This window comes from Flavobacterium sp. UBA6195 (assembly GCF_002422095.1).
GTDB lineage: Bacteria > Bacteroidota > Bacteroidia > Flavobacteriales > Flavobacteriaceae > Flavobacterium.
Genome location: NZ_DITB01000065.1, coordinates 1 through 19567 on the forward strand (window position 1 = coordinate 1; position 19567 = coordinate 19567).

The window sequence follows — 19567 nt, forward strand, 5'->3', positions numbered from 1 at the left end:
CATTAGCTGTTTTTGGAACATGATGATGCTCGACAGTTTCACAAGAAAAAATAAAAATGATAAAAATGCTGAATAAAATCGTACCTATAATTCTCATAACTCTTCAAATTAATTATTCCATTCCAATAATCGTTTTTCGCCATTAATTTGTTTGATACCGGTAATATCTTGCGACATTTCTATTACACCTTTATATCTTTTTTGAGCATCACGAACTGCGAAATAGCGAATGTAAATCAGGCGTTCTTTATAATTAATCCAGAAAGAAGCTTCATTTTGTTCGCCTTTTCTAAACGCTTCTAAAATTTGCAAAACGGTATCCACACTTTTAGGCGGATGACAAAAACGAACTTCTCTACCAATAATTCCAGCACTTCTTGGAAAAACACGTTCTTCTCCTCGATTATAGAAAATTACTTTATCGTTTTCATCTACATAAGTCAAATCGATGGGTAACGTTTTGAAAAGTAAGTTTACTTGTTCAATTGTCATGAAACCTTCATCATAATGCGCTGCATTTTCGTTGAAAACCACATCGGTTCTGCGTTCTGTATCTTGAGAGGGATGTATGTATTCGGATTCTTTTGGGAATTTTGGTGGCGCTTCTGACAACATCCAACCAATTTCGTCTTCTCCTTTTCGCATTTTAATCCAATCTTCATCGGATAGCATTTCTAAAGCATTGGGAAACAACACGTTTTCTTCTACTTCTAACAAACGATATAAATTTTGAGAAATTAAATTGGTGTTGTGTTTTGCATAAGTAAAATCTTGGTCTTCTAAATTTTTTCTAACAATGCGAAACATTTCTCTAATCGTATCGTGAAACGACCACATATTCCGAGAAGGTCCCGTCCAACCTTTTTGTTCTAAAAACGGAAATAATTGATTTTCTTTTCGTTCAAAGCGTCGTTCAACGGTTGCTAAATGATTGAATACATTATAAAATTTCTGAAATTCCTCTTTTGGATTAATGGCATTTAATTCTTCCAATAATTGATGAATCAAATCGGTTTCTACGAAATAAGTATGAATGGGATGTCCTTCAATCACGTTTGTATGTGTTTCTGATGTTGCCATTTTATTGATGTTTGATTTTCTCATAAAGTTTTACCAATGATTTTAGTAAAGCTTCAGGAGACGTTAATATTTGATAATGATTTTGACCGAACATTTGCGGTAAATAATATTTGGCTTGCGCTTCGATAGCTAAAGCATACGAATTGATTTTTCGTTCATTCAGTTCTCGCAACGCTTGTTTGATGTCCTGAATGCCGTGTTGTCCTTCGTATTTATCGTAATCGTTTGGTTTACCATCGGAAAGCACGATAATCCATTTGTTTTTGGCATCCAATTGATCCATTCTTGCACCAGCGTGACGCAAAGCGGGACCAATTCGAGTATAACCATTAGGCTCAACGGATCCGATTTTATGTTTGGCTTTGTTCCAACTTTCGTTGAAATCTTTCAAAGTGAGATAAGTTGTGAAATTTCTGGTTTTGGAATAAAATCCATCAATCGCAAAATCGATGTCGAACTCATGTAGTATTTCGCCAAATAAAATAGAAACTTCTTTTTCTACATCAATCACTCGATTTCCAGCGGCATAACCATCACTTGAAAGACTAATGTCTAACAAAACCAAAATCGCAATGTCTTTGTTTTTCTTTCTTTGCGATAAATAAATGCGTTCGTCTGGCGATTTTCCAGAATGAATGTCGGTATATAAATCGGTTAACGCGTCTAAATCGAAAGCGTCACCTTGTAATTGTCTTCGTTGTTGTTGCATTTTATTATTCACGCTGGTAAGCATTTTTCGTAAACCATTTAAAGTGGTTTTGTACTTTGCCATCGTGTTTTTATAATAAGTCGCATGGGTTTTGAGTTGGTTTTTTGGATAAACTTTACAGAAATCAATCAAGTAATTTCGTTTTTTGAAATCCCACTCGCTGTATTTTAAATGGAAACCTTTTTCATCAACTTCAGCACTTTCTGCAATGGAAGTATTTTCAACAAAATCGGCTTGATATACAGAATGTACCATATCATCCACACGAACCGTAAACTTCATGTTCATTTCTTCCAAGGCTTCTTGATGGTCTTTTAAATCGTCTTTTCCATCAAAATCGCGCCAATTTCCGTTGAATTCTTCTGCCGTTTCTATTTTCTCGAAACTGTGCATTAACACGTAATCTTCTTGTTGTTTTTTGTCGATAGTAAGCGATTCAATTTCTTCAACGGCTTTCGCATGAAGCGTAGTTTCGGCTACTACATTGTTTTTTATTTTCTTAATATTGTCATCGAAATTTTGCAATACATTTTCGGCTTCAATTTCGGGTGTGTTTTTCATCCATTTTCCGTACAACCAAGAGTAATCAATGGATTGGTCTTTTTTATTAACGGGTAATTTTGGCACCACATCATAATAAAACTCTTGCATGGATGGATAATCCTGAAACATTTTTTCTAAAACCAATGGTGCGGTTTCAGTAGCTTTTTCCAAAGAAAGTTCTGGTGAATTGTCTTGATTATCCCAATTGAAATTCAGTTGTTTTTGAATACTCAAATACACCGTTCTGAAAAAATAAAACTTCAGATTTTCTTCTTTTGTTGGGAATAGCGAACAATTTATTGGAAGAAAGAAATTTTTGTTTTTGTAACCACCTTCGCGTTCGGCTGGAAAAATATCGATTGGCGCACCACAAATCGCTCTCGCAAAAAGAGTCAATCGTGGTTTAATATCAGATAAGTTGATTTGACGGCTCAGAATTTCGGCATCATTGAGTCGTTTATTTTTAAAGTACTTGAGTACTCTTTTATAGATAATTTCGTCTAACTCTAAGCCCATAACTCAAATCTTTAAATCATTAAATCGCACAAATCGTTTAAAGCTTGAATGGTTTCTTGCTCGTCTGTTAAAGGTTCAACAACGGCAACGTGAACGGCTAATCGTTTTGGTAATCCGTTATTTATAAGTTTCGCGGCGTCTACTAATAAACGGGTAGAAACGGTTTCGGTTAGCCCTAATTCGGTTAGATTTCTAATTTTTGTTCCAATTGCGACTAACTTTTGAGCGATATCGGCTTGAATTCCGGTTTCATTAATTAAAATTTCGGCTTCAATTTTTGGATTTGGATAATCGAATGAAAGTGCTACAAATCGTTGACGAGTAGAAGGTTTCAATTCTTTAAATCCTTTTTGATAACCTGGATTAAACGAAGCAACTAATAGAAAATCAGGATGTGCTTTGATGGTTTCTCCTAATTTATCAATGAAAAGTTCTCTTCTGTGATCGGTTAGGGAGTGAATGGCTACGATGACATCAGGACGTGCTTCGGCAACCTCATCTAAATATAAAATATATCCGTTTTTTACGGCTATGGATAAAGGTCCGTCAATCCAAATGGTTTCGGCTCCTTTGATGATAAAACGTCCAATTAAATCGGTTGCTGAAGTTTCTTCGTGACAACTTACGGTGACTAATGTTTTGTTTACTTCATTCGCCATATATTCTACGAAGCGAGACTTTCCAGAACCTGTTGGACCTTTCAATAATAAAGGTAAGCGCAATTGGTTAATTTGATTGAAAATTTCAATTTCAGAACCTACTGCTTTATAAAATATGGTTTTTTCTGCTACTATCATGGCAATTTATTTTTGAAAAAACCGAAACCAAAAGCGGGCAGCGACAACTCTGGGCAATTGGTCTCGGCTGGTTATTAATTGTATAATTCTAACCTAAATAATTAATAACTATTCTTTTACAAGAGCTTCATCTGTTGGTTTACCGTATTTGATAAACTCTAAAATGTATAAGGTAATTCCGGTTGTAAATAATGTAGCACAAAGCAACAATACGACAAAGTGAATACTGATTTCGTTTTGAACATCCATAAAATCCATTTTCATTTTACGTTCCATGTACACTTGGGCTACACCAGCTACACCAAAAGCTACTGTCATTCCTAACATTCCGATATTTGACAACCAAAATGCCATGTGACCTCTTGTACTGTCGTATAATTTTCTTCCAGTAATGTTTGGTAAAGCATAGCTAATAATCGCTAAAACAATCATCGCGTAAGCTCCCCAAAATGCGTAGTGACCGTGCATTGCTGTTACTAAAGTTCCGTGCGTGTAAATGTTTGTTTGTGGTAAAGTGTGCGCAAATCCTAACAATCCAGCTCCAATGAAAGATACAATAGAAGCTCCGATAGTCCAGAATAACGCAATTTTGTTTGGATGTGATTTTTCTCCTTTTCGATACATGTACACTGCGAATAATGCCATTGCTAAGAACGCTAATGGTTCTAATGCTGAGAAAATTCCACCTACGATTAACCAAATTTTATTTACTCCGATGTAATAATAATGGTGACCTGTTCCTAATAAACCCGAAAGGAATGTCAAACCAACGATTACATATAACCATTTCTCGATAACTTCTCGGTCAACACCAGTAAGTTTGATTAATAAGTAGGATAAAATACCGCCCATGATTAGTTCCCATACACCTTCAACCCATAAATGCACTACCCACCAACGGAAGAATGAATCCGTAACTTGGCTATCGAACCAAATCATACCCGGTAAGTATAATAATGCTGCGAAAACCAATCCCATTGTTAAAACTAATGAAGTTGTAGTTCTACGTTCTGCTTTGAATAAAGTGGTGAGGATTAATCCTAAAAACAGTAAGACATTGATTACTACTAAAACATCTAATTCTCTTGGAATTTCAAGGAATTTTCTTCCTTCCCAAATATTAAAGTGATAGCCAACGATAGCTAAAACTCCAACAACAGCTAATGAAATCAACTGTACATAAGCCAATTTGACATTAACTAATTCTCTTTGTGCTTCTTCAGGAATGATATAATAAGCGGCTCCCATGAAACCAGTTAATAACCAAACTACTAATAAATTCGTGTGAACAGCTCTCGCTGTATTGAACGGAATAAAATCGTGAAGACCATCCATTCCAATTCGGGCAAAGCCCATAATAAAACCATAGATAATTTGTAATGCAAATAATAACATGCATAATCCAAAGAACCAATACGCTACTTTTTGTGATTTATATTTCATATCTTCTAAATTTTGGATTATTCTTCTTTAGCTAAAGGGGAAACCACGCGCTCAAACCCATTCAAATCAATGTTTCCTATCCATTTGAAATAGGCAATTACAGCTTCGGCATCGGCATCGTTCATTTCGTATTTTACCATTTTTCTGCCTTTTGGTCCCCAAGGAACTGGCGATTGTAAAACGGCTTTTACATAGCCTTCTCCTCTTCTTTCGATTACTTTGGTAAGTTCAGGTGCGTAATAGCCTCCTTCCCCAAGTATGGTATGACAACCCATACAATTATTCGATTCCCAGATTTCCTTTCCTCGAATAACTTTTGCATCAATCTTATCATGATACGTTTGATCATTTTTAGGCATGAACGAGTAAATGGTTAAGCCGATAAAGACTAAAAAGGTTACTACAGTTCCACCTAAAAAAAATGCTCGTGCTTGTGATTTTGATAACATATTTTAGATATTAGTTAGAAATTATAAAGGATATTTTTATCCTTTAATTAAGTACAAAATAACTGCCAAAAAAAAACATTCGTTATGATTCAAATCATACTATGAAAATTAAATTAAGGATAAATTTGTCTTTTATTTAAACAATACATTATTATGGTAATAGATTCAAACAAAACAGTGGGAAACATAGTAGCAGATGATTATAGAACTGCAGGTGTTTTCAGTCAACTAGGTATCGATTTTTGTTGTAAAGGAAACCGAACAATCGATGAAGTATGTGCAAAAAAAGGCATTGATAAATATGCGCTTTTAGACGAATTAGAACGTGTTACGGCAAACAACAACAATCAAGGAATCGATTTTAAATCTTGGGAATTGGATTTGTTAATTGATTATATTGAGAAAAAACACCATCGATATGTGGAAGAAAAAATTCCACAATTGCTATCGTTTTTACTTAAGTTGGAACAAGTACATGGTGCTCACCATCCAGAACTTTTTGAAATTAAAAAATTATTCAAAAGAAGTGCGGATGAATTAACGCAACACATGAAAAAAGAAGAGTTAATTCTGTTTCCGTTTATCAAAAAAATGGTAGAAGCTAATCGAAATAATACGCCTATCAACAATCCTGGATTTGGTTCTGTTGCCAATCCTATTGCGATGATGATGGAAGAACATGAAAATGAAGGCGAACGATTTGAAAAAATTGTAGAATTATCAAACAACTACACTCCACCAGCAGATGCTTGTAACACGTACAAAGTAACCTATCAAATGTTACAAGAATTTGAAGCGGATTTACATGCGCACATTCATTTAGAAAATAATATTTTGTTTCCAAGTGCCATTGTTTTACAAGATAAGTTTTATTAGTTAATTAGGTTTTTAAACGGAGTCGTTTTAGTAAACAGAGCGACTCTTTTTAAAGTAAAAGGACTGCTAATGTATTTTAGCAGTCCTTTTTTAATTAAATATAACCCATTTATAATTAATCTATTTTTAATGAGTAAACAATTGCGGATTAAATGAAACCATTACCCATGCCCAATTGTTACCATTTGAATTGTTTCCTCCTTTTAAAATTTCCATAGTATCGCTGGCAAACATTTTTGAAACACCTCCAGAAATTACAAGGTTTTTATCCATTTTATAAGTAGCTGTTAAATCGATTTCTGTACCTAAATAACTATCTTGTTCTTCTAAAGTAGCCATGTTGTAAACCGAAGCAGCGCTATAAAAAAGATGTGGAGCTAACATTACTTGCCATTTATTCTTGTCGTAAATGAATTTAGTGTAAACATCTTGCAATCCTACTGAGTTTTTATGATTCCCAACATAGAAATAATCCATTAAACCATTGAATCCGTGATTGGTTCCAAATAAAGGGGTGAACGATTTTATTTTAGTATCGGTATCATTTTGATCTTTTCCTGATAAATATTCGAAACCTAATTCGGCTTTGAAAGGATTGGTGAATTTATATCCCAAATTAAATCCGGCATAATACGCACCAACAGCAACTTTATCATTAGTTACAGCAGCTTCACCTGTTTGAGCGTACAAACCGAAATCACCATAAAATTTTGAAACATCCCATTTTCCATATGTTCCGAGAGTTTGCAAATAGGCAACTTGAAATTTATTTTCTACCAAATTTTCATATTGGTAGCCATTATTCAATGCTAAAAAGCTCAAACTTACTTTTGAAAATTTCTGATTGAACCAAATAAACTGCATGTTTTTATAGTTCGTTACATAAGCAGCTTCGTATAAAGCTTCGTTGTTGTTGTTTAATGCTGCTCCGAAATCTAATTGATAGTTATTTTTCTTATTGGTAACCAAAACCGCATCGTGACTTTGACCTTGTTGTAACCAATCGATTCCACCCATAATTCTTTGATTATCGTAAGAAAGTACTTGTCGACCGAATTTTGCCGTCCAATTCGTTTTGAAATCATACGAAATCCAAGATTCGAATAAAGCTACTCCGTTTTTATCCGATGGAGAAGTGGTTGCCACATCACCCCAAACTCTAACGTTTTGAAACGAAACATTGGCTTTGAATTTTTCTTGCTTGTAGAAGAAATTCATTCTTGAGCGTTGGGAAACAAACGAAGTGGGATAAAAATAGTCTTTCATTAATTCTTTGAACCCGTTTCGGTATTCAAATCGAGGTCGTAGTTGTAGGTTGGCTTCTAACTCTTGAGCAAAAGAACCTACCGTTGAAATTGCAAAAGCAACTGCAACTAGCATTTTATTTTGAAGTTTCATGTTGTATTGTTTTTTTTTGGGGAAGCCACTACTCTACTTTAGCTGCTTCTTCTTTGATTTTTGAAACCGTTTTATCGTAACTAACTCCTAACCCTTCTTGCTGGAATGCCAATTCTCCTTCTGCATTAAATACACTGATGATATTGGAATGTGAGAAATCTATCGGAGATATTTTTTTATAATTTACGGCTAGAACTGCTGCGAACTCTCTGGTATTTTCTTCATTTGAACGCAAGAAAACCCATTGATTTCCTGTCATTTTATTTTCGATAGAGAAATCTTTTAATCGTTTTGGAGTATCCACTGTTGGGTCAATACTTACTAAAACCAATTGTACTTTGTCTTTGTATTCTTCTGGAATTTTAGCTTCAATATTTCGCATATCGGCAACTAATCTTGGACATGCGGCTTTGCACGAAGTGTAAATCATTACCATAACTAATACTTTTCCTCTCAATTCTTTCAGTTCAATATCTTTTCCATCTTGATTGGTCCATTTTTCTGGTAAATTATAAATTGATAAATCGGTTATGGGTTTATCCTTTATATCTTGTTTTTCTTCTTTTGCATTACATCCGATTAATAAAAGGGAAACAATTACGAATAAAATTATCTTTTTCATGATTTTAATTTTTAATTGAAAACTCAATTAGCGATGTTTTTGGCACATCGAAAGCCCAAATTTTTAGTGGTATAATTTGCTTTTATACTTCCTCTGAAAGCATAGCGCATAAAAGCCGCATAATTCATTAAATCGGTTGCGTTGACTGAACCACTTCCACAGAACAAATCTTTATCAGTATCCTTATCTTTTCTAGATTCTCCTGATAAAAAGATACTGTTGAAATCGAAAGTCCATTCCCAAACCAATCCGTGCATATCGTAAACGCCCCAGTAATTTTTGAATGTTTTCCCTACGGAATTGTTATAGGTTTTGTTTTTTTCGTACCAACTCAAGATATATTTATTGAATTCTTCTCTAGTTCTGGCGTCTTTTCGTTTTTCATCGGCCATTGCTACATATTCCCATTCGTCTAAAGTGGCTAATCTTTTGCCTTGACATTCGCAGTATTCTTTTGCTGCAAACCAAGAAATATTAGTCACTGGCGCATTGGCATTTAATTGTCCGAAACTTAAATCACCTGTCCATTCTGATAAATAAGTGGTATTAGCAAAAAGGCGTTTGATTTTTGATTTTCTATAATTCTGATTTTTTTTCAAAAATTCTAAATATTCCTGATTCGTAACCGGATATACATCCAACAAAAAGGATTTTATGTACACTGGTTTTTTATCTGATGTTCCATATAACGGAACATAACTCCCTGCTCCAATGGTTACCATATCTTCGGGCACCTGAGAAAAAGAAATGGAAACCCAAGATAATAAAATTAGGCAGTAGTGAAATCGTTTCATAAATTGAGCTCCCATTCTTCAGTTTGTTTATTGTTTATACTTATTTTTTACCTCTTTGTGCTTTTACCATAGCTGGAGTAACTTTTGTATTGTTATTTCCCCAACTGCTGTAAACATAAGTCAGTACATCCGCCACTTGTTGGTCGTTTAAACCCTGGCTTGTCATAGCACTATTGAATTTTTTACCATTTACAGTAACAGGTCCGCTTAATCCGTTTAGTACCACTTTAATGGCTCTGTTTACATCTTTATTTAAGTAATCAGATTTTGCTAAAGGAGGAAATGCATTTGGAATTCCTTGTCCGTTTGCCTGATGGCATGCGATACATGTTTTACTGTAAATTGCTTTTCCTTTATTTGCATCCTGAAATGTCACTACTTCAGATGTTTTAGTTGTTGGTAATTTAAAACTAATTAAAGTTCCAGTTACGATAAGCGCTATAGCACTCAATACTATTTTTTTCATTTTTATTTACTCTATTTATTTGATTATTATTCGTGCATATCTTTTACTTTTGGAGCTGGTTTTGCTCTTTGTGTTTTAACCATTTCTGGGGTTACTTTGGTTTTGTTGTTACCCCAACTGTTATACACATAAGTTAAAACATCTGAAATTTCTTGATCCGTAAGGTTTTGACTAGTCATTACTGAATTGAATTTTTTACCATTTACTGTAATTTCACCACTTAATCCATGAAGAACTGCATTAACTGCTCTATTTGAATCTGCGTTTAAGAAATCAGATTTTGCTAATGGAGGGAAAGCACCCGGAATACCTTGACCTTCTGATTGGTGACAAGCGAAACAAGTTCTTCCATAAATATTTTTACCATCGGCAACTTGTTGATCTAATGTTTTATTTACCACCACTTCTTTACCAATACCTGATTTTGGCATGTTTTGGATGGTTCCTCCTTCTGGGTGATAAATTCCTTCTTGTGTTGTTCCTGAGTAAATTTTAGCATTTTCAGCACCTTCTACTTTTAACATTCCTAATGCTCCTTTATTGAACGCTCTGAATATTGAGTGATCTACCAAAATGAAAGTTCCTGGAACATCCACTTTAAACTCTACAATTGCAGAACCACCAGCAGGAATTAATGTTGTTTGAACATTTTTATTGATAGCATCTCCACCTTCAATATGAACTCTGTCGAAAATCTCTCCAATAACGTGGAACGAAGAAACTAAATTTGGTCCACCGTTACCCATATAAATTCTAACTGTTTCTCCTACTTTAGCTGTTAAGGCTTTGTCTCCTGTTAAAGCCCCAACTTTCCCATTAAAAACTACATAATCAGGATGTTCATCAACAGCTTTTGTCATATCGAAAGGTTGCATTCCAGGTTCTCCATTTTTTCCTTTGGTATAAAAATCACCTTGCATTACGTAGTATTCTTTATCAACTGGAGGTAAACCACCTTCTGGTTCCACCAAAATTAATCCGTACATTCCGTTTGCAATGTGCATCCCTACAGGAGCTGTAGCACAGTGGTACACGTATAATCCTGGATTGATACATTTGAAATTAAAAGTTTTTTCATGTCCTGGCGCTACTAATGAAGAAGTTGCTCCACCACCTGGTCCTGTAACAGCGTGTAAATCGATGTTGTGAGGTAATTTGTTGTCTGGGTGATTTTTCAAAGTAAATTGTACTTCATCACCTACTCTAGTTCTAATAAAACTTCCTGGTACACTACCACCAAAAGTCCAGTAAACATATTTAACACCGTCGGCCATTTCTCCTTCGATTTCTTTAATTTCCATGTTTACAATTAATTTTTTAGCAGGACGATCTCCAACAGGTTTTGGTACAAATGGAGGCGCTGTTAATTCTGCAATCATTTCATCACCAACAGAGATATCAGCATAGTTGGTTGTTGAGTCACCGTTCTGTTTACATGCAATACTTGCTGCACAAGCCACACACAATACAAGAACTCTTTTAATAAAATTACTCATGGTAGAAAAAATTAGTTTTAAATATTGGTTTCAATAATAGTTTCGTTACTATCATTTTAAAGGTCAAAATTAAAGGACAAAAACATCCTTTAATATGATAAAAATCATGTTTCGAAAAAAAGTTAAAAAAACTAAAATAAATAAGGTTTTATGAAAAGTTCCATAGCGTGACTAAGCTAAAACTTTATAAAAATGAAATACTAATAAAATCAAGTCCTATTTTTAAAACTAACTAAGAATTAATTTAAGCAAGCATTATTTCAAATAATTCAAAAAAAAAGCTCCACATTTCTGTGGAGCTTCTTTGTAGCGGGAACAGGACTCGAACCTGTGACCTTCGGGTTATGAGTTTAAAAACTTATTTTAATTAAAAATTAAAACCCTGAAAATCAACAACCTAAAACTTTGTTTACCAGCTCAAAAAGTAAAATCGTTTACGGAATCGTTTACTTTTATTACGTTGCAAATATACACTAATTTATGAATAATAATAAAAAAATGAAGAAATAGATTAGATTTCAAAAAAATAAAAAAAACTCAAATTTTAACATAATCTGCATTTTTTCTACAGCAATTTATCAATTCATTTTTTTTTCATTTGCAAAAGTTAAAAAACGATACTCCCGTAAAAATAGTTGGATTGAAAATCAGGTATTTCTACGGTTGTTTTGTTTATATAAATGAAATCACATTTATCAAATTATAAGAATAATATTTAAATCTATGAATTACAAAACCTACTACATTTTAATTGCTAGTTTCCTGGCAGTTACATCTCTACATGCCCAAGACATTTTATGGGAACATTCCTATGGTGGAAAACACGCTGAATTTTTATATGATGCTCAATCAACAGCAGATTATGGTTTCATTCTAGCTGGAAGTTCTATCTCTAGCAAAAATGGGAATAAAACAGAATCAAATAAAGGAGATCTTGATTACTGGATTTGGAAAATGGATGAAAAAGGAACTCCCGAATGGCAAAAAAGTTTTGGTGGTAATGGTGTTGATTTGCTACAAAGTATAAAAATCACAAATGATGGTGGATTTATTTTAGCTGGAACATCAACTTCTTCAATTAGTGGAGATAAAAAGGATGAAAGTAAAGGATTGGAAGATTTTTGGATAATTAAATTAGATGCTAGAGGTCAAGAATTATGGCAAAGGACCATTGGTGGATCAGGTCAGGATATACTTTTGAGTATTGCCCAAACAAAGGATGGAGGCTACATTTTAGGTGGTTCTTCAAGTTCTAATAAATCTGAACCAACTGATAAAGGAATCGTTGACAAATATGGAAAGCAAGAAGATTCTAGAGGGGGTATAGATTATTGGGTGGTTAAACTTGATAGTAATGGGGAAATAGAATGGGATAAAACCATTGGTGGAAAATACAAGGACGAATTAAAAAGTATTGAACAAACAAAAGATGATGGTTTTATAATAGGAGGATATTCTAATTCGCCTGAGTCGGGTGAAAAGTCTCAAAAAAGTTTTGGTTTTGGTGACTATTGGGTTTTAAAATTGGATAAAGAAGGAAATATCCAGTGGCAAGAAACTATAGGGGGAGATAAAGATGACAACTTATTTGCCTTAACTCAAACTAATGACGGTGGTTATATAATTGGTGGAAATTCAAATTCAGGAGCAACACATTCAAAAACAAAATCAAATAAGAATGGAACAGATTTTTGGGTAGTAAAGATTAATGAGGTTGGTAGCATTGAATGGCAAAGAACCTACAATTTTGGGAAATATGATGTCTTAACTTCAATAGTTGAAAATCGCGATGGAACATTTTTAATAGGAGGTTATGCCCAATCAGAGACTAAATCTAAGATAGGAAAGTCAGATAAAGAAGGAATTAATGACTACATAGCTTTAAAACTTAAAGTAGATGGAGATATAATTTGGAAACAAACTTTTGGAAGTAAGGGGGATGAAGTATTAAAAAAGCTATTTGAAACTAGAGATGGTGGATATATTCTAGCAGGTACCTCTAAAGGTGAAGTATCTAGAGATAAAAATTCTAATATTGGAGGAAGTGACTTTTGGGTTATAAAGCTTGGAGATAAGGATAAAAAGAAAAAAGAAAAGGAAATTCTTGAAGCTATACCTAATCCCGTTGAAAGTTTTACAAATGCAATTGTGGGATATGATTATAAAAAAGGAACAGCAACTCTTTATGATTTAAGTGGCAGAAGAATCCAATCTGTAAAGATATTTGGAGAAAGGACTATACCGTTTAATTTAAGTGGGCTACCGCAAGGAATTTATGTGATTGAGGTAAAAACCGATACCAGTACAGATGGTGTTAAAGTAATTAAAAACTAATTAAAATATTTTTAGAATGATACAAAAAATGAAGACAATATTTCTCTTTTTAAGTTTTAGTTTAGGATGTGCGGCTCAAGAAATTAGCACAGACCTTCCTGTATTATCACCACAAACACCCACAACAAACGATCTTGGTAAATATGGTGAAGTACAGGTAAATGAATCATCTGGAACTATTTCTCCAACTATACCATTGTTTACGTATAAAGCAGGTGGATTTGAATTACCATTATCTTTAAATTATTCTGGTAATGGTGTTAAAGTAAACCAAGATCCAACATGGGCTGGAATTAATTGGAATATAAATCCTGGAGGGGTTATAACAAGAACTGTTAATGATTTGCCAGATGAGATAACGGCAACTCAAAATAGAATTTATCTCTCGGAGCAAGAATTAGATGCAAAAACTGGAGTAAGACAATTACAAACGCAATCAGGTTTTGAAAATTTAGATAGAAATACCGAATGGTACATTTTTATGGATTATTTAACTAGAGTTCAAGTAGATTCAGAAATTGATGTGTTTAATTACAATTTTTTAGGGTATTCAGGTAGTTTTTACTTAGATGTGAATAATAATGTTCACTTTATAAAATACGATAAAGAATTGAAAATCAGTTTTCAATTTGTTCAAGGAAATAAAAGTTATTTCATAATACAAACCCCTAATGGGGATACATATTATTTTGGAGGACAAAATGCTTCTGAATCATCAAGGACTTGGGTGAATAGTGGAGCTGGATCAACAGTTAATATTCCGTATGCTCAAAACTCCTTTTATTTATATAATGTTGCTTTATATAATGGAGTAAATATTAATTTCAATTATGAAAATGTTATAAGAAGTTGTGATTATTATAATATTGGAATTGTTGAGACAGCATCTGTAGCTTTTCCTTTAGGTAATCACCCTTGTAATAAATCAAAAAAAGATTTGATAAACCAAATGGAAAGTATTGTTCATTTGAAAGAAATTACTAATAATTTAACAAATGAAAAAGTAAAGTTTAACTATTCTTATGAAGGTAAATGCAATAGATTAATTAAACTTAATTCAATCACCTTTAGTAACAATAATCAACAATTAAAAAAAATCAATTTACTATTTTTTAATAGTAACAATGAGCCTGATTTAGCATCAAATGATTTTAAAGATGATGATAAATTTTTCTTGCAAAAAGTTGAGTTTTATGGAAAATCAAATACTTTTTTATACGATTATCAGTTAACCTACACTACACCTGAATTATTTCCATCTAAAAATTCATTTGCTCAAGATGATTTAGGGTATTATAATGGTAAAAATTCAAACACTACACTTTTACCAATTACGAATAATAATTTGTTAAATGAGAATTGCTTTTTTGGACTTGCAGACAGAGAAGCAGATTTGACGGCTTCTTTAATTGGTTCTTTAAAAAGCATTCAATATCCAACAAAAGGAAAAATGGAATTTGAGTATGAATTACCATATAAAGGAGAGCAGGATATTATAAACAAACATTATGTTACTGTTTATTACAGAGATGAAAATCGTAATAATACATCATTATTGTCAAAAGTGTATTATCCAAATAATTTACAACCTATTGTTTTTAACACAAATAAAACAATAAATATAGGGTTAAATGTAATGGCCAAAGGACCTTTTTCACATCAAAATAATGTAAAAATTGAAATATTTAAAAAAGATGGAACAAATTGGATAATCCAAGAAACAAAACGAAAATATATTACTAATACTGAGAATACCACAATTAATCATCAAGAATATTACACCTTAAATTTACCTGCTGGAAGCTATTATTTCAAAGTTTCATTAGAGCTTGTGGCTGCTGGTATTCAAAATTCTGTGGTTGCAAATACAACTCTATATTTACCTCAAGGAACTAGACCTGTTTTTTATCCAGGTCTTAGAATTAAGAGAGTTAACACATTTGATGATAATAACAATACAAATGTTACAAGATATTATTACAACGAGTTGGATAAAATAAATCAAGAAACGTTTGTTTTTAATCCAAAATATGTACAAACTGTTCCCACCCTTGATTGCTCAAGTTCTTATTCCGTTTTTTTCGATGTCTATAAACTCAGCCCTAATAACCTTAACAATATTTACAATACTGACATGGCTAGCTCAACTTACAAATATGTTACCATTAGTTATGGTGGAGACAACTTTGAAAAAGGAGGAAAAGAACTTACTTTTCACAAAAATGCTAATACAATTCCAAAATTTTATTCTACACACCCAAAAATGACATCAAATCATGAAATTTATTCTTATGGTAATTTTGTTTTAAATGGATCTAATGCCCGCTATGAATTACAACGTGAATTTGATTTGAATGCAGTTTTTGATGTTGGAAATAACGACTCATATCAAAATTCTATTCTTAAAAAAGAAAGATACTTTAATTCTAGCAAAAAAAATGTAAGTGAAAAAATTCATAATTACGAAGGAATAGAGCGTAATGTTGCAAGTAACATTAAAATAGCGAATTTGTATAATGTTCCTTGTGTTGCATCTTATAATATAACAAAAAACAGTTATATTTTGTATCAGACCAAGTCATATGATTACAAGCTCCTTTCTACCACAACAAAAGAATATTTTGGGCCTAACTTAACGGATGAAGTGGCAACCACAACAAATTATACCTATAAGCCAGACAAAGTAAGTTTACCAAGCGAAATAACAACTACCAATAGTAGATCTGAAACTACAAGTACAAAACTATTTTACCCTAGTGACGCATTAGAGTTACAAAATTTAACCCCTGTAGAAACATCAAGTTTAAATACATTACAACAACAGCATAATGTTGGTGCATTAGTAAGAACAGAAAATTATTTGAATGGTTTAAAGCTTGACGTAAAACAGGTATCATATGCTCCATTTGGTATAAAAATTTACCCTCAAAAAATAAGTGCATTTAAAGGGAATGGCGAAAATAATTTAGAAGACAGAGTTGATTTCTACAGTTATTTTTATGGACTACCTACATTATTATCTCGCTCTAGTGGCACTAAAATCAAATATGAGTATAACAATAACTTACAAGTGGTTTTAAAGATAGAAAATCCTGTTAATTTAGAACTTCCAACTACTCAAGGAACAAGTGCGCCAAATAATTCAAGTCCATGCTATTATCAAAATTTATATCCTAATAGTATGGTAACGTCGTATGAGTACGATTCGGCAACAAATAATTTGATAAAAATAATAGATCCTAAGTGCGATGTTATTACTTATCATTATGATAATAATAATCGATTATTATACGTAAAAGATGCCAATGGAAATATTTTAAGTGAAAATGCTTACAATTATAAAAACTAAAATAATGACACTCATATTAAGCAAATTAGATAATATACAACACGTGGTTTTTAGATTAATTTTAATTTTTGTTCCTTTTATGGTTACTGCTCAAAGCTCGGATAAGAATTATATCAGAACCATAACATATAAAGTTCCTAATAGTTCTTCTAATTCCAACCCTGATAGCGAAGTAGCCAATGTACAAATCAGTTATTTTGATGGTTTAGGTAGACCCATTCAGCAAATTGCTCACAAACAATCTAATACCGGTAAAGATATTGTAACCCACTTTGAATACGATGCCTTTGGCAGACAAACCAAAGAGTTTTTGCCGTATATCAGCTCGGGTAGTTCTCTTAATTATATCTCTTCTGCAGCTTCTGAAGTGGCTAGCTTTTATACTTCCGCCAATCTTGCCAATACTGGAAATCCAAACTTTGAAACTACACTATACCCTTACAGTGAAAAAGCACTTGAAAATTCTCCATTAGACAGGGTTTTAAAACAAGCAGCTCCAGGAAACCCATGGAAAATGGGAAGTGGAAATGAAATTAAATTTGAATACCTCACCAATAAAGAAAATGAAGTTAAGTACTTTAAAGTTATTGCTAATTGGAACGCTACTAATAAACTATATGAACCCGCTATTGTTAGTACAGGATATTACAACCCAAATCAACTTTATAAAACCATTACTAAAGACGAAAATTGGAAAGTCTTTAGTGATAAAAACAATACTACTGAAGAATTCAAAGACAAAAGTGGTAAAGTTGTTTTAAAACGTACCTATAATAATGGTGATAAACACGACACCTATTACATTTATGACCAATACGGAAACCTTACTTATGTAATTCCGCCTTTAGCTGATGGAGTGGCAAACCCAACCATCTTAAATAATTTAGGTTATCAATACAAATACGACAATCGAAATCGTTTGGTTGAAAAAAAACTTCCTGGTAAACAATGGGAATATATCGTATATGATAAAGTAGACCAACCAGTGGCAACGGGACCAGCATTTTCGCCATATGGTGATGGTAGTGTAGGCTGGATGATTACCCAGTATGATGTTTATGGTAGAGTTACTCAAACCGGGTGGAAACAAATGACGGTAGATCAAAATGAAAGAAGCAACATGCAAACCATCATTAATACTGGAAACAATCCTTTTACTTTAACAGCAAGCGAGGTGCTATCAAAAAACTTCTATGATAATTATGATTTTAGCGGAGCGCCTAGCAATTTACCATCGCTAATTGAAAATCAAACACGTGCTACTAACGTAAAAGGATTGCCAACTGGCTCATGGGTAAAAGTATTAGACAACGCTAGTAGCAGTACTACCGAGGTGTCTTATACCTTGTATGATTACAAATACAGACCCGTGCATACCAAAACTACCAATCATTTAGGTGGCTATACTCAAATAGACACTCACCTAGATTGGGCTGGAAAAACCCTATACACACAAACCAAACACAAACGCATAGCGGATGATACTGAAATAGTAGTAAAAGACATTTTTCAGTACAATTTACAAGATAAATTAGTAGTACATAAACAACAAATAAACCAATTACCAGAACAATTAATCACTAAAAATACGTATGATGAGTTAGGACAGCTCATCAGTAAAAATGTGGGTGGTAGTGATATAACTGGTGCAACGGGTTTGCAAAAAGTTGATTATTCTTATAATATTAGGGGATGGCTAAAACAAATTAATAATGTAACCAATATGGAAACCGATAACGATTTATTTGCCTTTAAAATAAATTACAACGATACAGAAACCGCCACTCCTCTTTTCAACGGTAACATTTCAGAAACCTTTTGGAAAACCACCACCGATAATATACAACGAAAATACAAATACACCTATGATAATCTTAACCGATTACTAAAAGCCGATTACAGCAAAGAAGGCAACACCGAATTTAACAGCTATTTAGAACACCTTAGCTATGACAAAAACGGAAACATTAAAAGTTTAGTTAGAAATGGTGCCATGGACACCGATGGCATGCAATTTGAAAACCCCATTGACAACTTAACCTATTTATATGATGATACTAATAAAAACCAGCTGTTACGTGTTTTCGATTCCACTGCAAACCCACAAGGTTTTAGTGATGATAGTGATGGTATCTCCGATACTGAAGATGATTATGCCTATGATGATAATGGCAATATGACACATGATGACAATAAAGGCATAACCCATATTACATACAACCATTTGAATTTACCCGTAGAAATTATTTTTGGAACCTATGGCAAAATTGCCTACCTTTATAACGCAACAGGACAAAAACTCAAGAAAACGGTTACCGAGGGAACAACAATTACAACAACTGATTATCTAAGTGGCTTTCAGTATAAAAACCTTGTATTACAGTTTTTTCCACATGCAGAAGGTTATGTAAACGCTACTGAAGAAATGGTAGTTATGGGCGGAACAAGTTATCGATTTAATTACGTGTTTAATTACACCGATCATTTAGGCAACATACGCTTAAGCTACAGCCTAGACCCAAGTACAAAAGTTCTTAAAATTATAGAAGAAAACCATTACTACCCTTTTGGACTCAAACACTCAGGCTATAATTCTGATAAAATGATGTACACAAAAGAAGCCGAAGTTTTAAAAATTAAGCCCGTACCGCCTTTGTTTATTACTAGTTATAAGTATAAGTACAATGGAAAGGAG

At 33.1% G+C, this 19567-nt stretch carries 13 protein-coding genes and 1 pseudogene; 4 read left to right on the forward strand and 10 right to left on the reverse strand.

Going from position 1 to position 19567, the window contains the following annotated elements; genetic code table 11:
* Positions 1 to 108: 108 nt before the first annotated feature.
* The 5 genes from B4I81_RS05540 to B4I81_RS05560 form a co-directional block, all read right to left on the reverse strand.
* Entirely contained in the window at positions 109 to 1080 is a 972-nt protein-coding gene (locus B4I81_RS05540) for a DUF438 domain-containing protein (RefSeq protein WP_291108562.1), read from the reverse strand.
* Between the two features lies 1 nt (position 1081).
* On the reverse strand, positions 1082 to 2848 hold the full coding sequence (locus B4I81_RS05545; RefSeq protein WP_291108564.1) for a nitric oxide reductase activation protein NorD: 1767 nt from the start codon (positions 2846 to 2848) through the stop codon (positions 1082 to 1084).
* Positions 2849 to 2859: 11 nt separating this feature from the next.
* A complete protein-coding gene (locus B4I81_RS05550; protein ID WP_291108565.1) occupies positions 2860 to 3645 on the reverse strand; it encodes a CbbQ/NirQ/NorQ/GpvN family protein in 786 nt (261 codons plus the stop codon).
* A gap of 108 nt (positions 3646 to 3753) precedes the next feature.
* A complete protein-coding gene (locus B4I81_RS05555) occupies positions 3754 to 5088 on the reverse strand; it encodes a cbb3-type cytochrome c oxidase subunit I (protein WP_194097421.1) in 1335 nt (444 codons plus the stop codon).
* 17 nt (positions 5089 to 5105) lie between these two features.
* Positions 5106 to 5537, reverse strand: coding sequence for a c-type cytochrome (locus B4I81_RS05560; RefSeq protein WP_291108568.1), 432 nt, complete (start codon positions 5535 to 5537; stop codon positions 5106 to 5108).
* A gap of 153 nt (positions 5538 to 5690) precedes the next feature.
* Between B4I81_RS05560 and ric the strand changes: the two genes are divergently transcribed.
* Positions 5691 to 6413, forward strand: a complete 723-nt coding sequence (gene ric, locus B4I81_RS05565; protein ID WP_291108570.1) for an iron-sulfur cluster repair di-iron protein — start codon at positions 5691 to 5693, stop codon at positions 6411 to 6413.
* A 126-nt stretch (positions 6414 to 6539) separates the two neighbouring features.
* On the opposite strand, the gene B4I81_RS05570 is transcribed toward ric, so the two are convergent.
* The 5 genes and pseudogenes from B4I81_RS05570 to nirK form a co-directional block, all read right to left on the reverse strand.
* Positions 6540 to 7811: an alginate export family protein gene (locus B4I81_RS05570; RefSeq protein WP_291108572.1), complete on the reverse strand. Its 1272-nt coding sequence runs from the start codon at positions 7809 to 7811 to the stop codon at positions 6540 to 6542.
* A gap of 28 nt (positions 7812 to 7839) precedes the next feature.
* Positions 7840 to 8433, reverse strand: coding sequence for an SCO family protein (locus B4I81_RS05575; RefSeq protein WP_291108574.1), 594 nt, complete (start codon positions 8431 to 8433; stop codon positions 7840 to 7842).
* 23 nt (positions 8434 to 8456) lie between these two features.
* Positions 8457 to 9242 (reverse strand): formylglycine-generating enzyme family protein, encoded by a 786-nt coding sequence (locus B4I81_RS05580; protein ID WP_291108576.1) that lies wholly within the window; start codon positions 9240 to 9242, stop codon positions 8457 to 8459.
* A 25-nt stretch (positions 9243 to 9267) separates the two neighbouring features.
* A pseudogene (locus B4I81_RS05585) lies at positions 9268 to 9579 on the reverse strand (c-type cytochrome); the annotation flags it as partial.
* A gap of 140 nt (positions 9580 to 9719) precedes the next feature.
* A complete protein-coding gene (nirK, locus tag B4I81_RS05590) occupies positions 9720 to 11189 on the reverse strand; it encodes a copper-containing nitrite reductase (protein ID WP_291108578.1) in 1470 nt (489 codons plus the stop codon).
* A 723-nt stretch (positions 11190 to 11912) separates the two neighbouring features.
* Here nirK and B4I81_RS05595 point away from each other — a divergent pair.
* The 3 genes from B4I81_RS05595 to B4I81_RS05605 all read left to right on the forward strand — a co-directional run.
* Positions 11913 to 13523 carry a T9SS type A sorting domain-containing protein gene (locus B4I81_RS05595; RefSeq protein WP_291108580.1) on the forward strand — a complete coding sequence of 537 codons (1611 nt, stop codon included), beginning with the start codon at positions 11913 to 11915 and terminating at the stop codon, positions 13521 to 13523.
* Between the two features lie 28 nt (positions 13524 to 13551).
* On the forward strand, positions 13552 to 16872 hold the full coding sequence (locus tag B4I81_RS05600) for an RHS repeat domain-containing protein (protein WP_291108582.1): 3321 nt from the start codon (positions 13552 to 13554) through the stop codon (positions 16870 to 16872).
* 4 nt (positions 16873 to 16876) lie between these two features.
* A partial coding sequence (locus tag B4I81_RS05605) for a DUF6443 domain-containing protein (protein ID WP_291108584.1) occupies positions 16877 to 19567 on the forward strand: 2691 nt, incomplete at its 3' end.

Bases quoted from the DNA above. Each gene is read 5' to 3' on its own strand.
- B4I81_RS05540 (WP_291108562.1), bottom strand. From the start codon at position 1,080: ATGGCAACATCAGAAACACATACAAACGTGATTGAAGGACATCCCATT.
- B4I81_RS05545 (WP_291108564.1), bottom strand. From the start codon at position 2,848: ATGGGCTTAGAGTTAGACGAAATTATCTATAAAAGAGTACTCAAGTAC.
- B4I81_RS05550 (WP_291108565.1), bottom strand. From the start codon at position 3,645: ATGATAGTAGCAGAAAAAACCATATTTTATAAAGCAGTAGGTTCTGAA.
- B4I81_RS05555 (WP_194097421.1), bottom strand. From the start codon at position 5,088: ATGAAATATAAATCACAAAAAGTAGCGTATTGGTTCTTTGGATTATGC.
- B4I81_RS05560 (WP_291108568.1), bottom strand. From the start codon at position 5,537: ATGTTATCAAAATCACAAGCACGAGCATTTTTTTTAGGTGGAACTGTA.
- ric (WP_291108570.1), top strand. From the start codon at position 5,691: ATGGTAATAGATTCAAACAAAACAGTGGGAAACATAGTAGCAGATGAT.
- B4I81_RS05570 (WP_291108572.1), bottom strand. From the start codon at position 7,811: ATGAAACTTCAAAATAAAATGCTAGTTGCAGTTGCTTTTGCAATTTCA.
- B4I81_RS05575 (WP_291108574.1), bottom strand. From the start codon at position 8,433: ATGAAAAAGATAATTTTATTCGTAATTGTTTCCCTTTTATTAATCGGA.
- B4I81_RS05580 (WP_291108576.1), bottom strand. From the start codon at position 9,242: ATGGGAGCTCAATTTATGAAACGATTTCACTACTGCCTAATTTTATTA.
- nirK (WP_291108578.1), bottom strand. From the start codon at position 11,189: ATGAGTAATTTTATTAAAAGAGTTCTTGTATTGTGTGTGGCTTGTGCA.
- B4I81_RS05595 (WP_291108580.1), top strand. From the start codon at position 11,913: ATGAATTACAAAACCTACTACATTTTAATTGCTAGTTTCCTGGCAGTT.
- B4I81_RS05600 (WP_291108582.1), top strand. From the start codon at position 13,552: ATGAAGACAATATTTCTCTTTTTAAGTTTTAGTTTAGGATGTGCGGCT.